The sequence below is a fragment of the Curtobacterium subtropicum genome, assembly GCF_030362975.1.
GTDB classification, from domain to species: domain Bacteria; phylum Actinomycetota; class Actinomycetes; order Actinomycetales; family Microbacteriaceae; genus Curtobacterium; species Curtobacterium subtropicum.
Genome location: NZ_JAUCMM010000016.1, coordinates 1 through 15,300, shown reverse-complemented (window position 1 = coordinate 15,300; position 15,300 = coordinate 1). Strand labels below are relative to the sequence as shown.

Below are 15,300 nucleotides of genomic sequence, written 5' to 3'. Positions count from 1 at the left end.
CTCCCACGCGCGATCCTGCATCCCATCTCGCGTGCAAGGGGCAGGAACGTGCCAGCGCGACTGCCTGGAGGCCCGGTGCCGGGCCGTCGGACCGGCACCGGGCCTCCAGGCCGTCGCTTCCAGAGCCCCACCCGCCACCCGCGCGCGTGCCGCCGGATTCTGCCGCGGTCGCGACAGCGCACCGCGGACGGTTCGTCGAGCGCTGTCGCTCCCGCGGACGACGCACCCGCCCAGCGCGCCGTGCACGCGGAAGGGCCCCGCACCTGGCGGTGCGGGGCCCTTCGTGGTGATCCGAGGGGATCAGACGTTCGTGCGGAGGATCAGACGCCGAAGTACAGCTCGTACTCGAACGGGTGCGGACGCTGCGCGAGCGGGAGGATCTCGTTCTCACGCTTGTAGTCGATCCACGTCTGGATGAGGTCCTCGGTGAAGACGTTGCCCTTCGTGAGGAACTCGTGGTCCGCCTCGAGCGCCTCGAGCGCCTCGTCGAGGGAGCCCGGCACCTGCGGGATGCCCTTGGCCTCCTCCGGGGGGAGCTCGTAGAGGTCCTTGTCGACCGGCTCGTGCGGCTCGATGCGGTTCTGGATGCCGTCGAGGCCCGCCATCAGCTGCGCGGCGAACGCGAGGTACGGGTTGCCCGAGGCGTCCGGCGCGCGGAACTCGATGCGCTTCGCCTTGGGGTTCGTGCCGGTGATCGGGATGCGGATCGCGGCGGAGCGGTTGCCGGCCGAGTAGACCAGGTTGACCGGCGCCTCGAAGCCCTTGACCAGGCGGTGGTACGAGTTGATCGACGGGTTCGTGAAGGCGAGCAGCGCCGGGGCGTGCTTCAGGATGCCGCCGATGTACCAGCGCGCGGTGTCGGAGAGACCGCCGTAGCCGTTCTCGTCGTAGAAGAGCGGCTTGCCGTCGTTCCACAGCGACTGGTGCGTGTGCATGCCCGAGCCGTTGTCACCGAAGAGCGGCTTCGGCATGAACGTGGCGACCTTGCCCCACTGGTCGGCCGTGTTCTTGACGATGTACTTGAACTTCAGGATGTCGTCCGCGGCGTGGACCATCGTGTCGAACTTGTAGTTGATCTCCTGCTGGCCGCCGGTGCCCACCTCGTGGTGCGAGCGCTCGAGGACGAAGCCCGCCTCGATCAGCTTGAGGGTGATGTCGTCGCGCAGGTCCGCCGTCTTGTCGACGGGGGAGACCGGGAAGTAGCCGCCCTTGTACGGGGTCTTGTTGGCGAGGTTGCCGCCCTCTTCCTCGCGGCCGGTGTTCCAGGCGCCCTCTTCGGAGTCGACCGAGTAGAACGACTTGTTCTGGGTGACCGAGTAGCGGACGTCGTCGAAGATGTAGAACTCGGCCTCGGGGGCGAAGAACGCGGTGTCCGCGATGCCCGTCGACGCGAGGTACTTCTCCGCCTTCTTCGCCACCTGACGGGGGTCGCGGCCGTAGATCTCGCCGTTCCGCGGGTTGTAGATGTCGAAGATCATGATCAGCGTGCGCTCGGCGCGGAACTGGTCGATGTACGCCGTCGTCACGTCCGGGATGAGCTGCATGTCCGACTCGTGGATCGACGCGAAACCGCGGATCGACGAACCGTCGAAGAGCTGACCGACCGAGAAGAAGTCCTCGTCGACCGTCGACGCCGGGATGTTGAAGTGCTGCTGGACACCGGGCAGGTCCGTGAAGCGGATGTCGAGGAACTTGACGTCCGTGTCCTTGATGAAGGCGAGCACCTCGGAGGAATCGCTGAACATGTGTGTCGATCTCCTGGGGGGTAGGTGATGGCGAGAGGTGCCGCGGGTGCACCCTCCGACGAGGCTATTGACACCGGGTTTCCCGGACATGACTGCATTGTTTCGTGCGTGTTACGGGGTTGCCGGTCGCCTACCCTTGGAACATGGCCCGCAGCACCACCCCGCCCTCGGCGTCCTCCGCACACCCCGGTGGGGAGCACCCGGACGGCTGGCCCGGCAAGGACCTCGGCCTCCCCGAGGACGGTCCGCGCAGCGTCGGTCGCATCGGCCGCCGCGTGGTCGGACTGCTCATCGACGGGATCCTGGCGGACCTCGTCGCCTACGTCACGGGAGTGTGGTCACCGCTCGAGGGCTCCGGTGACATCGCGCACACATGGATCCAGCTCGCGATCTTCGCGGCGCTGCAGGTGCTGTTCATCTGCACGCTGTCCGGGTCCTTCGGGCACGTCTGCGTCGGGCTCCGGGTCGTCCCGATCCGCGGTGGCTACGTCGGGGTGTGGCGGCCGATCGTCCGCACGGTGCTGCTCTGCCTGGTCGTCCCGGCACTCATCATCGACCGCGACAGCCGTGGCGCGCACGACCGCATCGCCGGGACGGTGCTCGTCCGGCGCTGACCTGCGGCGGCGGGGACGGCGCTGGCGCTGCGCTGGGTTCGACGCTGTGTCGAGATCGACGCTGTGCCGGGATCGACATCGTGCTGGTCGATCGACGCGTGCGAAGTCGAATCATGCGCGGACGTCTTGTGTGCGCGCATGGTCCGACGTTCCACTCGTCGAACGACGCGTGGAACGTCGGACGGGCGTGCGGACTGTCACGTGCGAGCAGCCGGAGCCGGGACGCATCGACTTCCCCGGAACGGCCGACGCCCCCGACCTGGCACGGTCGGGGGCGTCGGCGATCCGGTGGTCGGTCGATCAGCGCGGTCGGCCGGCACGCGCGGCACGCGCCCGCATCGGGTCCATGCCCTTCGGGATCGCCGCGGCCGGGCTGTGCGTCAGGGAGTCGAGACGGTTCGCGACCGCCAGGACCTCGTTGCGGTTGAGCGCCTTCTTGTACTTGTTCATCGCCCGCGGCAGCTTGTGCAGCGTCACGCCGTCCTCGTCGTCGTCGACGTGGACCACGTGCACCGGGACGTTCGGGACGATGCGCTGGACCTTGCGGCGCTCCTCGTCCACCTGGCGCTTCAGGTTGCCGCGCTGCCCCTCGGTGATGAGCACGACGCCGGGGGTGCCCACCGCACGGTAGACCGCAGCCTGCGACCGACCGTGCACCGCGACGGGCATCTCGCTCGAGCGCCACTGGCGACGCAGGGAGTTGGAGAGGACCGCTCCCACGGCGCCGGGCTGCCCGGCGATCTGCGAGTACGCGGCACGCTCTGCCAGGCGGCCGAGGACGATGAGGAAGAGCAGCACGCCGAGGAGCACACCGGCGATGATCCACAGCGTGATCGCCAGCCAGTTCTGCCCCGGCAGGAGCAGCGCGAGCAGCACGCCCGCCACGACGGGGCCGACGAACGCCAGCAGGAACCACCAGACGGACTTCGGGTCGGCCCGACGGGTCATCGTGAAGACCTGGTACATCTGCTTCAGACGACCCGGCTCCTTCGCCGTCGTTGCTTGGGGAGTGCTGCGTGCCATGCGACCAGGATACGGCCTCGATCATCGCTCGCGGACCGCCGATCCTCAGGCTGTGGGCGAACGCCGTCCTCCACAGATCCCGCCTCGCGGCCTGGAGGCTTGCCCCACCTCGGCGAGGCTCGTCACCATGGACACGACAGCAGCCAGCAGCCGGTGGTGCGGCGCACGGGATCCGCTCGCGTTCTCGAGGTGGGTCGCGGACCGCGCGGCGGGCGTCGGCCCGCACCTCGCGCCCGTGGCCCGCGTCGGCAGGTGTCCGCAGGGGCACCTCGCGGCTGAGGTGCTGCACCCGGCGACCCGGTCGCTCGAGGACACCCTGGACGTGCTCGGCGTCCCGACCGAGGGCGTCGCCGTGACCCTCACGGTGCCCCTGCTCGAACTCGCCGCGCGGGCACGATCGGGTGCCGTCGAGCTCGGCGTCGTGGCTCAGGGCGCCGTCGGGGTCGACGAGATCGGAGCGATCGTCGTGGTCGACTGCCCTCCCGGGGCGGTCGCTGCCTGCACCGACGGATCGCCCGCGGCTCCCGGCGCCGAGACCCGTGCGGAGCACGGTCCGAGTACCCGCGTGCAAGCCGGTTCGATCATCCGTGAGCAGGCCCGTTCGAGCATCGGCGCATGCGCCGGACCGAGTACCCACGCGGAAGCCGGTTCGTCCCACCCTCGCGACCTCGACGGTGCCCGGCGGCTCGTGACGGCCGCCCGGATGGTCTGGGACCGTGTCGACTCCCGGTCGGAGGCGCGGCGCACCCTCGACCCGGCCCTCGACGCTGCTCGTGACGGGGATGCCGACGCGGTGGCCGGTGCGCTCGACCTCGTCGTGGGAGCCGCTCCACCGAGACCGGTGCGCTGGAGCAGACCGGGACCGCTGTTCCCCGACGAGGAACCGACCGGAGCAGGAGCCCTGCCGGTCGACTCGATCGTGCCGACCGGCGTCGTCGGGATGCTGACCCGGGTGGTGCTCGACGTCCTCGAGCGAGGGGTTCCGACGGGACACCGGCGGCGGGTGCCGGTGCGGCACGTCGTGGTCGGCGCCGTGGTCGCCGGCGGCCTCGTCACCGCGGCGACACGACTGCGCTGACCGAGCCCGGGACGCCGGACAGCCGCAGTTGCACGAGGGTCACGGGTCCCCCCAGAACGCCGGACGGCCCCGGTCCCACGAGGGGAACGGGGCCGTCCGGTGTGGATCGGGCCGTCGGATCAGTACCCGAGGTTCGGGCCGAAGTTGCCCTCCTCGAGGCGGTTCTTCACCGCGACGAGGTACCGCGATGCGTCCGCACCGTCGATGATCCGGTGGTCGTACGACAGCGCCAGGTAGACGAACGAACGGACCGCGATCGCCTCCTGCCCGTCGACCTTGACGACCGCCGGGCGCTTCGTCACGATGCCCGTGCCGAGGATCGCCGACTGCGGCAGGAACACGACGGGGGTGTCGAACAGTGCACCACGCGAACCGGTGTTGGTCAGCGTGAAGGTGCCGCCCGCGAGCTCGTCCGGCTTGAGCTGGTTGTTGCGGGTGCGCTCGGCGAGGTCCGCGATCGCCTTCGAGAAGTCGGCGAGCGACAGGCCCGAGGCGTCCTTGATGACCGGTGTCAGCAGCCCGCGCTCGGTGTCGACCGCGATCGAGACGTTCTCGTGGTCCGGGTAGACGATCTCGTCGCCCTCGACCGTGGAGTTGATCTTCGGGTGCGCCTTGAGCGCCTCCGAGGCCGCGAGGGCGAAGAACGGCATGAAGCTGAGCTTCGAACCGGTCTTCTCGAGGAACTCCGCCTTGTTCGCGTCACGGAACTGCGCGACCTTGGTCACGTCGACCTCGACGACGCTGGTGAGCTGTGCGGTCGAGGTCATCGACTGCACGGCACGCTCGGCGACGACCTTGCGGAGGCGCGACATCTTCTCGCGGGTGCCGCGGAGCGGCGAGGTCTCGGCCACGAACGGACCGGCGGCAGCGGCGGCCGGAGCCGACGAACCGGCGGACGACGCCTTCGCGGCGGCGGCGAGCACGTCCTCCTTGCGGATGCGGCCGCCGACACCGGAGCCGGTGACGGTCGACAGGTCGACACCCTGCTCGTTGGCGAGCTTGCGGACGAGCGGCGTGACGTACCCGGAGGCCGAGGCGTCCTGGTTCGGGTTCGGCACCGACGCCGAGGCGGTCGCACCCGAGGTCGCAGGCGCGGCGGCCGGGGCCGGGGCGGCGGCCGGAGCCGGGACCGCTGCCGGGACAGCGGCGGGCGGCGGCACCGGGGCGGCCTGCGGGACCGGGGGAGCGGACGGCGCCTGCGGTGCGGCCGGCTGGGTCTGGCCATCCGGGGTCGGGTCGGCGCGCTGCGGCTCCGGAGCCTTCTGCTCCTCGCCCTGCTCGGTGCTCGGAGCCGTCTCCGGCTCGCTCTGCTCGGCAGCAGCGGCGTCCTGGTCAGCGGCCTGCTCGTCGGAGGAACCGCCGTCGGAACCCGAGCCGGAGCCGTCGCCGATCTTCACCAGCGCGGTGCCGACCTCGACGGTCTCGTCCTCCTGGACGAGGATCTCCTCGACGACGCCGGCGATCGGCGACGGGATCTCGGTGTCGACCTTGTCGGTCGAGACCTCGAGCAGCGGCTCGTCGACCTCGACCCGGTCACCGACGTTCTTCAGCCATCGGGTGACCGTGCCCTCGGTGACGCTCTCGCCGAGCGCCGGGAGGTTGACGGATTCGCTCATCGGGTGGGCTCCTGTTCGCGGGTTGCTGTGGTGGTGGATGTCATTGTCTCGGTGCGCACGGTGGACGTGGTCGTCACAGCGCGTGCAGCGGCTTGCCCGCGAGGTGGAGGAAGGCCTCGCCCAGTGCCTCGTTCTGCGTCGGGTGGGCGTGGACGAGCGGTGCGACGTCCTCGGGGTGCGCCTCCCAGTTCACCGCGAGCTGGGCCTCACCGATGAGCTCGCCGACGCGCGCGCCGATCATCGAGACACCGACGACCGGGCCGTCGACGACGCGGACCACCTTGACGGCACCCGAGGTCCCGATGATGTGGCTGCGACCGTTGCCGGCGAGGTTGTACTCGTAGAAGTCGACCTTGTCCTTGCCGTACTGCTCCTCGGCCTTGGCCTGGGAGAGGCCGACCGACGCGACCTCGGGGTCGGAGTAGGTGACCTTCGGGATGTTCGTGTCCGAGATGACGACCGGGTTCAGGCCCGCGATCTCCTCGGCGACGAAGATGCCCTGCTGGAAGCCGCGGTGCGCGAGCTGCAGGCCGGGGACGATGTCGCCGACGGCGTACACGTTCGGCAGGTTGGTGGCGAGGCGCTCGTTCGTGGTGACGAAGCCGCGGTCCATCGCGACGCCGACCTCGTCGAAGCCCATGTTCTGCGTGAGCGGGCCACGGCCGACCGCGACGAGGAGCACGTCGCCCTCGAAGGTCTTGCCGTCCTCGAGCGTCACGACGACGCCGTTCTCGTGCTGGTCGACGTGGTCGAACCGGACGCCGAGCGAGAACTCGATGCCGCGCTTGCGGAACGCGCGCTCGAGCTGCTTCGACATCGACTCGTCCTCGGCCGGGATGAGGTGGGGGAGGCCCTCGACGATGGTGACCTCGGCGCCGAAGGACTTCCAGACGCTGGCGAACTCGACGCCGATGACGCCACCACCGAGGATGACGACCTTGTTCGGCACGTAGTCCATCTTCAGCGCGGTCTCGGACGTGATCACGCGGCCGCCGATCTCGAGGCCCGGCAGGGACTTCGAGTACGAACCGGTGGCGAGCACGACGTTCTTGCCGGTGACGGTCTGGTCGCCGACCTGCACGGTGTTCTGCGAGGTCAGACGGCCCCAGCCCTCGACGACGGTGATGCCGCGGGCCTTCACGAGCCCCTGCAGGCCCTTGTACTTCGAGCTGATGACGCCCTGCTGGTAGTCGATGACCTTCGGCACCTCGACGCCGGCGAACTCGGCGACGACGCCGTACTTCTCCGCGTCGCGGGTGGCGTCGGCGACCTCGGCGGCGTGGAGCAGCGCCTTGGTGGGGATGCAGCCGCGGTGCAGGCAGGTCCCTCCGAGCTTGTCTCCCTCGATGAGCGCGACGCTCATGCCGAGCTCAGCGGCTCGGAGCGCAGCGGCGTAGCCACCACTGCCGCCACCGAGGACCACGACGTCGTAAGTCTGTTCCGTCACCTGGTGCAACTCCCTCGTGCGTGTCGGGATCCCGGTCGGACCCCACTGGACACCGCGGCGGCGGCGTCCGACGGTCGGACCGCATGGTTCCGGTCCCGTCCCGCTGGTTCCGGCGGACGCGCGTCGGTGCGCAGCCCGCCGGACACCAACCTACTACCTGGACTGGAGCTCTTCTGCGAGCCCGATGAGCGTCCGGACCATGACACCGGTCGCTCCCTTGCCGAGCCAGCCGTACCCGCCGCCCTTGTGCTCGGAGGGCCCGGCGATGTCGAGGTGCGCCCACGGGATGCCCTCGCCGACGAAGCGCTCGAGGAACTTGCCCGCCAGGAGCATGCCGCCGGCCGGGTTGCCGACCGTCGCGTTCACCATGTCGGCCACGTCGCTGGCGAGGCGCGCGTCGAGCTCCTCCGGCAGCGGCATCGGCCAGATCGGCTCGGCCACGGCGTCGGCGACCGCGCGGACACGGGCGACCAGGTCGTCGCTGCCCATCAGGCCGGTGGTGCGGTCACCCAGTGCGACGACCTGCGCACCGGTGAGCGTCGCGACGTCGACGATCGCGTCGGGCTGCTCGAGCGATGCCGCCGCCATGCCGTCGCCGAGGACGAGTCGCCCCTCGGCGTCGGTGTTCGTGACCTCGACGGTCTTGCCGTTCTTCAGGGTCAGCACGTCGCCGGGGCGCGTCGCGGAACCGGACGGCATGTTCTCGGCGAGGCAGAGCCACGCGGTGACCTTGGTGTCGAGCCCGAGGCGCGCGGCGGCGATCGTCGCGGCGAGCACGGTCGCGGCCCCGGTCATGTCGGTCTTCATGCCGAGCATCGACGCGGCGGGCTTCAGCGAGAGGCCGCCGGAGTCGAAGGTGATGCCCTTGCCGACGAGCGCGAGGTGCTTCGCGGCCGACGCCGGTTCGTAGCGGACGACCACCAGGCGCGGCGGACGCTCCGACCCGCGCCCGACGCCGAGGATGCCGCCGAAGCCCTGCTCCTCGAGCTGCTGCTCGTCGAGGACCTCGACGGTCAGCGGCAGGCCCTCCGCCTGCGCGACCGCGACGTCGGCGACGTCCGCGGGACCGAGGTCGCCGGCGGCCGTGTTCACGAGGTCGCGGACGAGCGCTGCCGCATCCGCGACGATCGCCGGGCGGACGGTGGAGTCGGCGGCGGTGTCCGCCGGTGCGACGACCTCGATGCGCTGGTCGCCCCGGGCCGGTGCAGTCGTGCCGGTGCCCTTGTGGCGGGTGAAGGCGTAGGAGCCGAGTGCCGCGCCCTCGAGCGCGGCGTCGACGAGCTCGGCCGAGTCGGTGGGCAGGGCGAGGGCGATCGACGACACCTGGGGCAGCTGTCGGACAGCGCTGCCGGCGGCGGCCCGGAGGGACGCCGCGTCGACCGTCGAGCCGAGGCCGACGAGTGCGATGCCGGCGGCGGCGACGCCGGTGCCGGGCAGGCGGACGAGCTGGTCCTTCGCGCCGGTGACGCCGATGGACCCGAGGTCGAGGTCGGCGAGGGCGTCGAGCGCCCCGGTGGCCGAGGGGACGACCGCGGGGGAGCCGCCGTCGGTGCCCGCGCGGACGCCGAGCACGAGGACGTCGGCGGCGACGTCGGAGGGGGTCGAGGTGGTGGTGGAGAGCGTCGGTCGGACCATGTGCCAAGCCTAGCCAGCACGTGTTCGCCGAGAGCGTCGAGTCGGTGCACGGGCTCGGTCGGGGGTGCCGCCTAGCATGGGGACGGTGAACCACCCCGAGGACCTGTACTCCGCTCCCGACGGCGCACCGACCGTCCCGGCCGGGCTGCACCTGGTCGCGGGCCTGACCGGCTTCGTGGACGCGGGCGGCGCCGTCGCGCAGGTCGCGGCCTCGATCCTCGACGGCCTCGAGCACGAGCTGGTCGCGGAGTTCGACCCGGACGTCCTGCTCGACTGGCGTGCCCGCCGTCCGGTCATCACGTTCGAGCACGACCACATCACCGCCGTCGAGCCGCCGCGGCTGGCCCTCCACCTGGTGCGCGACGAACTCGGGCAGCCGTTCCTCTTCCTCACCGGGTACGAGCCGGACTTCCAGTGGAACCGCTTCGTCGACGCGGTCACGGGCCTCGCCGAGCACCTGCAGGTGGCGGACACGACCTGGCTGCAGGCCATCCCGATGCCCGTCCCGCACACCCGTCCGATCAGCCTGACGGTCTCCGGGACCCGTGCCGACCTCGTCGAGCAGATGAGCGTCTGGAAGCCGGAGACCCAGGCGCCCGCGAACGTCCTGCACCTGGTCGAGCACCGGCTGACGCAGCTGGGCGAGCAGGTCACCGGACTCGTGCTGCTCGTCCCGCACTACCTCGGTGACACCGAGTTCCCCGACGCCGCGGTCACCGCGCTGTCCAGCATCTCGGCGGCGACCGGCCTGATCTTCCCGACCGACGCCCTGCGCGAGTCGGACCGCGAGTTCCGTGCCCGCGTCGACGAGCAGGTCGCGGGCAACCCCGAGCTGCAGCGCCTGGTGGGCGTGCTCGAGGAACGGCACGACACCTACATGGAGGGCAACCCGGTCGCGTCGCCCCTGACGAACGTCGACGGCGAGGTCCCGACCGCCGACGCCATCGCTGCCGAGCTCGAGCGCTTCCTGGCCGACCGTCGCTCCGACGGCGACGCGCCGAGCGACTGAACCGAGCGACTGACCCGAGCGACTGACCCGGCCGCGCGGACGGACCGACCGACGCAGCCGTGTCGGCCGACCGACACCGACGCACGGAGCATCGACGGGGCACGCCCGCACCGCGCCCGGCCTGGAGGCTCCTCCACAGCCCGCACCGCGCCTCCCGTCCTCCACAGCGTGGGTCGGGCGCGGGGCGCGCGTCGGTAGCCTTGTCGGGTGAACTCCTGCCGTGCCTTCCTCGTCTGGGGCGTCGCGGTCCTGGCCTACGTCCTCGCCGTCGTGCAGCGATCGTCGCTCGGCGTCTCCGGCGTCGACGCGCAGGACCGCTTCGCGGTCTCGGCGGCCGTCCTCTCCACGCTCGCCGTGGTGCAGATCGCCGTCTACGCCGGCCTGCAGATCCCGGTCGGCATCGCGCTCGACCGGGTCGGTCCGCGGAAGCTCGTCCTGCTCGGCGCCGCGCTGCTCGTGGTCGGGCAGGCGGTCGTGGCGTTCTCGCCGACCATCGGCCCGGCCATCGCGGGCCGGGTGCTCGTCGGGGCGGGCGACGCGATGACGTTCATCTCGGTGATCCGTCTCGTCCCGATGTGGTTCACCGGACGGATCCTGCCGCAGATCTCGCAGTGGACGGGCAACCTCGGTCAGATCGGGCAGGTGCTGTCGGCCTTCCCGTTCGCCGTGCTGCTGCACACCGCCGGGTGGACCCCGGCGTTCGGGGTCGCCGCGGCCGCGAGCCTGGTCGGCCTCGTGCTGGCGGTCGTCTTCGTCCGCAACGGGCCGGTCGCGGTGCGCACCGACACCATCCCGCTGCCCCTGCCGCACTCGTGGCGCGGGGCCTTCCGCACGTTCGGGCACGCGCTCCGTCGTCCCGGCACGCAGCTCGGCTTCTGGTCCCACTACGTCACGCAGTCCTCCGGCACGGTGTTCTCGCTGCTCTGGGGCGTCCCGATGCTGCGCGGTCTCGGCTACAGCCCGTCCGAGGCCGCCGCCTTCCTCACCGTGATCGTCGTCACGGGCTTCGTCGTGGGGCCGGTGCTCGGCGTGCTGTGCGCCCGGTTCCCGCTCCGTCGGTCGAACCTGGTGCTCGGCATCGTCCTGGCGCTCGGCGTTGTCTGGACGGCCGTGCTGCTCTGGCCGGGGCACCCGCCGACCTGGCTGCTCGTGCTGCTCGTGCTCGCGATGGGCGTCGGCGGCCCCGGGTCCCTGATCGGCTTCGACTTCGCCCGCAGCTTCAACCCGGTCGGGTCGCTCGGCTCCGCGAACGGTGTCGTGAACGTCGGCGGGTTCCTGGCCGCCTTCGTGATGATGTTCCTCATCGGGACGCTGCTCGACGTCGTCTCCGGAGCGACGGGACGCACGGTCTTCGCCTGGGAGAACTTCCGCGTGGCGCTCACCGTGCAGTACGTGGTGGTCGGGTTCGGCGTCGTGATGCTGCTGCTCGCCCGCAGGCGGACCCGCCGCGACATGCACGCGCAGGACGGAATACGGGTGGGGCCGCTCTGGGTTGCACTCGTTGCGCGCCTGCGGAAGAAGGCCGTGCAATAATGGAGGACGGACCCGTTCGGGGCCCCCGTGTCCACGTCGCCTCGTCGCGCCGCGGAAGCCGGGGGACTTGACATGGGTCCTCATGCTGCCCGGAACGGTAGGACCTGACGACGCGGGGGACCGCGGCCCAGGCCCTGGGCGGCGAGGGAGGCCACGACCCCACGAACGTGGCACGACGAGAGAGGTGATCGCATGGCTGCCCGGAGCACGACGATCGATCCCACGAAGGACACCGAGCCCGAGGCCGTCGCGGCGGACGACGCCGACGCGGCCGAGGGGAAGGCTGCGCCGAAGAAGCGCGCCACCAGGACCACCGCCACGAAGAAGACCGCCGCGAAGGCCGCGCCGAAGAAGGCCAGCACGCGCGGCAAGAAGCAGGCCGACGACGAGGACGAGGACGACGAGGCCGTCGAGCCCGTGGACGAGGCCGTCGACGCGACGGACGACGCCGAGGACACCGAGACCGAGTCGGAGGAGAAGGACGCCAAGCCGGACGCCGCAGCAGCGGTCGCCGCGGGCGCGCTCGTCATCTCGCAGTCGGACGACGACGAGGCCCCGGTCTACTCGACGACCATCACCGGCGCCACCGCAGACCCGGTCAAGGACTACCTCAAGCAGATCGGCAAGGTCGCGCTCCTCAACGCCGAGCAGGAGGTCGAGCTCGCGATGCGGATCGAGGCCGGCCTGTTCGCCGAGGACAAGCTGCAGCACTCGACCGGGCTGTCCAAGCCCGAGGAGCGCGAGCTCCGCTGGGTCGCCCGTGACGGTCAGCGCGCGAAGTCGCACCTGCTCGGGGCGAACCTCCGCCTCGTGGTCTCGCTCGCGAAGCGCTACACCGGCCGCGGCATGCAGTTCCTGGACCTCATCCAGGAGGGCAACCTCGGTCTGATCCGTGCGGTCGAGAAGTTCGACTACACCAAGGGCTTCAAGTTCTCGACGTACGCCACCTGGTGGATCCGTCAGGCGATCACCCGCGCCATGGCCGACCAGGCCCGCACCATCCGCATCCCGGTGCACATGGTCGAGGTCATCAACAAGCTGGCCCGCGTGCAGCGCCAGATGCTGCAGGACCTCGGTCGCGAGCCCACCCCGGAAGAGCTCGCCCGCGAGCTCGACATGACCCCGGAGAAGGTCGTCGAGGTCCAGAAGTACGGCCGCGAGCCGATCTCCCTCCACACCCCGCTGGGCGAGGACGGCGACTCGGAGTTCGGCGACCTGATCGAGGACACCGAGGCGGTCGTGCCGGCCGACGCGGTGGGCTTCACGATGCTGCAGAAGCAGCTCGAGAGCCTGCTCGACTCCCTCTCCGAGCGCGAGGCGGGCGTGATCCGCATGCGCTTCGGTCTCGGTGACGGTCAGCCGAAGACCCTCGACCAGATCGGTGACACGTTCGGCGTGACGCGCGAGCGCATCCGCCAGATCGAGTCGAAGACGATGGCGAAGCTCCGCCACCCGTCCCGGTCGCAGTCGCTCCGCGACTACCTCGAGTAGGCCGATGCGCTTCCTCATCCCGATCCTGGTCGGGCGGATCCTCCGCGCCCTCGCCCGTGCGCGGGGCGGCGGATCCGCCTACCCGGGGTACATCGTCCTGAAGCTCGTGCCGGACTTCCTGCAGCACGTGACGAAGCAGTTCCCGAACGGCGTCGTCTTCGTGCTCGGCTCGAACGGCAAGTCGACGACGACGCACATGATCTCGGACATCGTCCGCGCGCACGGCCTCCGCGTGTTCACCAACCCGTCGGGCGCGAACCTGCCGCAGGGCATCGCCTCGGCGCTGCTCTCCGAGGTCTCGCTGACCGGCAGGCTCAAGGCCGACATCGGCATCCTCGAGGTCGACGAGGCCTTCGCGGTCGAGCTCGCCGGCATCCTGTCGCCGTCGACGGTGACGATGCTCAACGTGCAGGTCGACCAGCTCTACCGGTTCTTCGAGACCGAGCGCGTCGCGACGATGATGCTGGACACCGCGGCGCTGTCGACGGCCAACGTCATCACGAACCGCGACGACCAGTTCCTCGACGCCTACGCGGCCCGCTCCGGGCAGCGGCTGCTCCGCTTCGGCGCGAGCACCGAGGTCGTGGCGGCGGCGCCGAACGGCCTGCAGAACGCCGACGACTTCGACCGGACCGCGGGTGAGCCGAACCCGGCGGAGTCCGAGGTCGTCGCCAGCACGGGTGACGGTGCGACGATCCGCTTCGACGGCACGGACATCCCCGTCCGCCTGCCGGCGCGCGGGCTGCACTACGCGGTGGACGCAGCTGCTGCGACCGCGACCGCGAGTGCCGCCCTCGGCGCGCAGTTCCGTGCCGACGCCGTGACGAAGGCCTTCGGCACCATGAAGCCGGCGTACGGCCGCGGCGAGCGGCTGCCCATCGCCGGCGAGTCCGCCGAGTTCACGATGTTCAAGAACGCGGCGAGCCTGCAGCTCAACCTCGACGCTCTGCCCGATCGCCCGGAGCAGGTCCTCATGGCGATCGACGAGGGCACGCCGGACATCTCGTGGATCTACGACATCGACTTCTCGAAGCTCGACCACGTGGACGTCGTCTCCGGTGACAAGGCGTGGCAGATCGCGATCGCGCTCGAGCACGCCGGTGTCCGCATCGGCCGTGTCGAACCCGACGTCGAGGCCGCGATCCGGTACATGGAGCAGCTCGGCTCGACGACGTCGGGCACGAAGAACTTCATCGTCAACTACGAGATCATGATGATCGCCCGCAAGGCCCTGGGCCACGGCGACATGGAGAAGACCGCATGACGGCCGACCGGCTGACCATCCTGCACGTCTACCCCCGTCAGATGGGCGTCTCGGGCGACCGCGGCAACGTCGTCGCGCTGCGTCGCCGTGCCGAGGCGGCGGACATCCCGACCGAGGTCGTCGAGTACGCGCCCGGTGACGACCTGCCGACCGCGGCCGACGTCGTGGTGGTGGGCAACGGTCCGCTCAGTGCGATGCGCTCGCTCGGTGCCGACGTCGCGCGCATCGGGGCGCCGCTCCGCGAGTTCGCCGCGGCCGGAGTCCCCGTCGTGGCGGTCGGCGGTGGTTTCGACCTCGCGACGAACGAGGTCGTCCCCACCGAGGGCTCGCCGGTCGCGGGCTTCGGCGTGTTCGACGCGCGAGCCGTCCGCGGTGCCGAGCGCCGGGTGAACTACTTCGTGCTCGACACGCGCTACCCGCTGCTCGCCGGCGCGTCGAAGCGCCTCGCCGGGTTCGAGGACCACGCGACGCGGATCGAGCTGGCAGCCGGTGTCGAGCCCTTCGCCGACGTCGTCTCCGGTGGTGGCAACCAGGCCGGGTCCGCCGTCGAGGGTGCGGTCGCGGGCGCGTCCTTCGGGACGCACACGCAGGGCCCGATCCTGCCGCTCAACCCGCAGCTGACCGATGCGGTGCTGTCCGCAGCGACCGCCCGCCTCGGGCGCGAGTACGCCGCGGCCCCGGAACGCACGGCGACGATCGATCGGTACGCGCGCGAGGCGCGCGCGACGATCGACCGCTACGTCGACAAGGCGTTCAAGCGGATCGCCTGACGCGACCCACGAACACTGACGCGGCCCACGAACAGACGGGAGGCGGGGGGGCCGCGGGCCCCCCCCCCCCCCGGA

At 71.0% G+C, this 15,300-nt stretch carries 12 protein-coding genes; 7 read left to right on the top strand and 5 right to left on the bottom strand.

Translation table 11 applies throughout. The features are described 5' to 3' along the window. Positions 1-320: 320 nt before the first annotated feature. The gene (gene glnA / locus QUG98_RS15630; RefSeq protein WP_058728604.1) at positions 321-1,745 is read right to left on the bottom strand and encodes a type I glutamate--ammonia ligase; all 1,425 of its coding nucleotides are present in this window, start codon (positions 1,743-1,745) and stop codon (positions 321-323) included. Positions 1,746-1,888: 143 nt separating this feature from the next. Between glnA and QUG98_RS15625 the strand changes: the two genes are divergently transcribed. Next, positions 1,889-2,359: an RDD family protein gene (locus QUG98_RS15625; RefSeq protein WP_058728605.1), complete on the top strand. Its 471-nt coding sequence runs from the start codon at positions 1,889-1,891 to the stop codon at positions 2,357-2,359. Between the two features lie 300 nt (positions 2,360-2,659). Here the strand turns inward: QUG98_RS15625 and QUG98_RS15620 are convergent, their stop codons facing one another. Beyond that, on the bottom strand, positions 2,660-3,382 hold the full coding sequence (locus QUG98_RS15620; RefSeq protein WP_289471421.1) for a DUF4191 family protein: 723 nt from the start codon (positions 3,380-3,382) through the stop codon (positions 2,660-2,662). Between the two features lie 127 nt (positions 3,383-3,509). Here QUG98_RS15620 and QUG98_RS15615 point away from each other — a divergent pair, with 127 nt between their 5' ends. After that, positions 3,510-4,460 (top strand): hypothetical protein, encoded by a 951-nt coding sequence (locus tag QUG98_RS15615; RefSeq protein ID WP_289471420.1) that lies wholly within the window; start codon positions 3,510-3,512, stop codon positions 4,458-4,460. 119 nt (positions 4,461-4,579) lie between these two features. On the opposite strand, the gene sucB is transcribed toward QUG98_RS15615, so the two are convergent. The 3 genes from sucB to QUG98_RS15600 all read right to left on the bottom strand — a co-directional run bounded on the left by sucB (position 4,580) and on the right by QUG98_RS15600 (position 9,158). Continuing rightward, complete coding sequence (gene sucB, locus QUG98_RS15610) at positions 4,580-6,076, bottom strand: 2-oxoglutarate dehydrogenase, E2 component, dihydrolipoamide succinyltransferase (protein WP_289471419.1); 1,497 nt, start codon at positions 6,074-6,076, stop codon at positions 4,580-4,582. A 73-nt stretch (positions 6,077-6,149) separates the two neighbouring features. Then, positions 6,150-7,523, bottom strand: coding sequence for a dihydrolipoyl dehydrogenase (lpdA, locus tag QUG98_RS15605; protein ID WP_289471418.1), 1,374 nt, complete (start codon positions 7,521-7,523; stop codon positions 6,150-6,152). A gap of 153 nt (positions 7,524-7,676) precedes the next feature. Continuing rightward, positions 7,677-9,158, bottom strand: a complete 1,482-nt coding sequence (locus QUG98_RS15600) for a leucyl aminopeptidase (protein WP_289471417.1) — start codon at positions 9,156-9,158, stop codon at positions 7,677-7,679. A 76-nt stretch (positions 9,159-9,234) separates the two neighbouring features. Between QUG98_RS15600 and QUG98_RS15595 the strand changes: the two genes are divergently transcribed. From QUG98_RS15595 to QUG98_RS15575, 5 genes are all read left to right on the top strand, one after another. Next, positions 9,235-10,167 carry a proteasome assembly chaperone family protein gene (locus tag QUG98_RS15595; RefSeq protein ID WP_289471416.1) on the top strand — a complete coding sequence of 311 codons (933 nt, stop codon included), beginning with the start codon at positions 9,235-9,237 and terminating at the stop codon, positions 10,165-10,167. Positions 10,168-10,374: 207 nt separating this feature from the next. Beyond that, positions 10,375-11,700, top strand: a complete 1,326-nt coding sequence (locus tag QUG98_RS15590) for an MFS transporter (protein ID WP_289471415.1) — start codon at positions 10,375-10,377, stop codon at positions 11,698-11,700. A gap of 192 nt (positions 11,701-11,892) precedes the next feature. Further along, positions 11,893-13,191 carry an RNA polymerase sigma factor gene (locus tag QUG98_RS15585; protein ID WP_289471414.1) on the top strand — a complete coding sequence of 433 codons (1,299 nt, stop codon included), beginning with the start codon at positions 11,893-11,895 and terminating at the stop codon, positions 13,189-13,191. 4 nt (positions 13,192-13,195) lie between these two features. Continuing rightward, positions 13,196-14,455 carry a MurT ligase domain-containing protein gene (locus QUG98_RS15580; RefSeq protein ID WP_289471413.1) on the top strand — a complete coding sequence of 420 codons (1,260 nt, stop codon included), beginning with the start codon at positions 13,196-13,198 and terminating at the stop codon, positions 14,453-14,455. After that, positions 14,452-15,225, top strand: coding sequence for a type 1 glutamine amidotransferase (locus QUG98_RS15575; RefSeq protein ID WP_289471412.1), 774 nt, complete (start codon positions 14,452-14,454; stop codon positions 15,223-15,225). Before QUG98_RS15580 ends, QUG98_RS15575 begins: the two co-directional genes overlap by 4 nt. Positions 15,226-15,300: the final 75 nt, after the last annotated feature.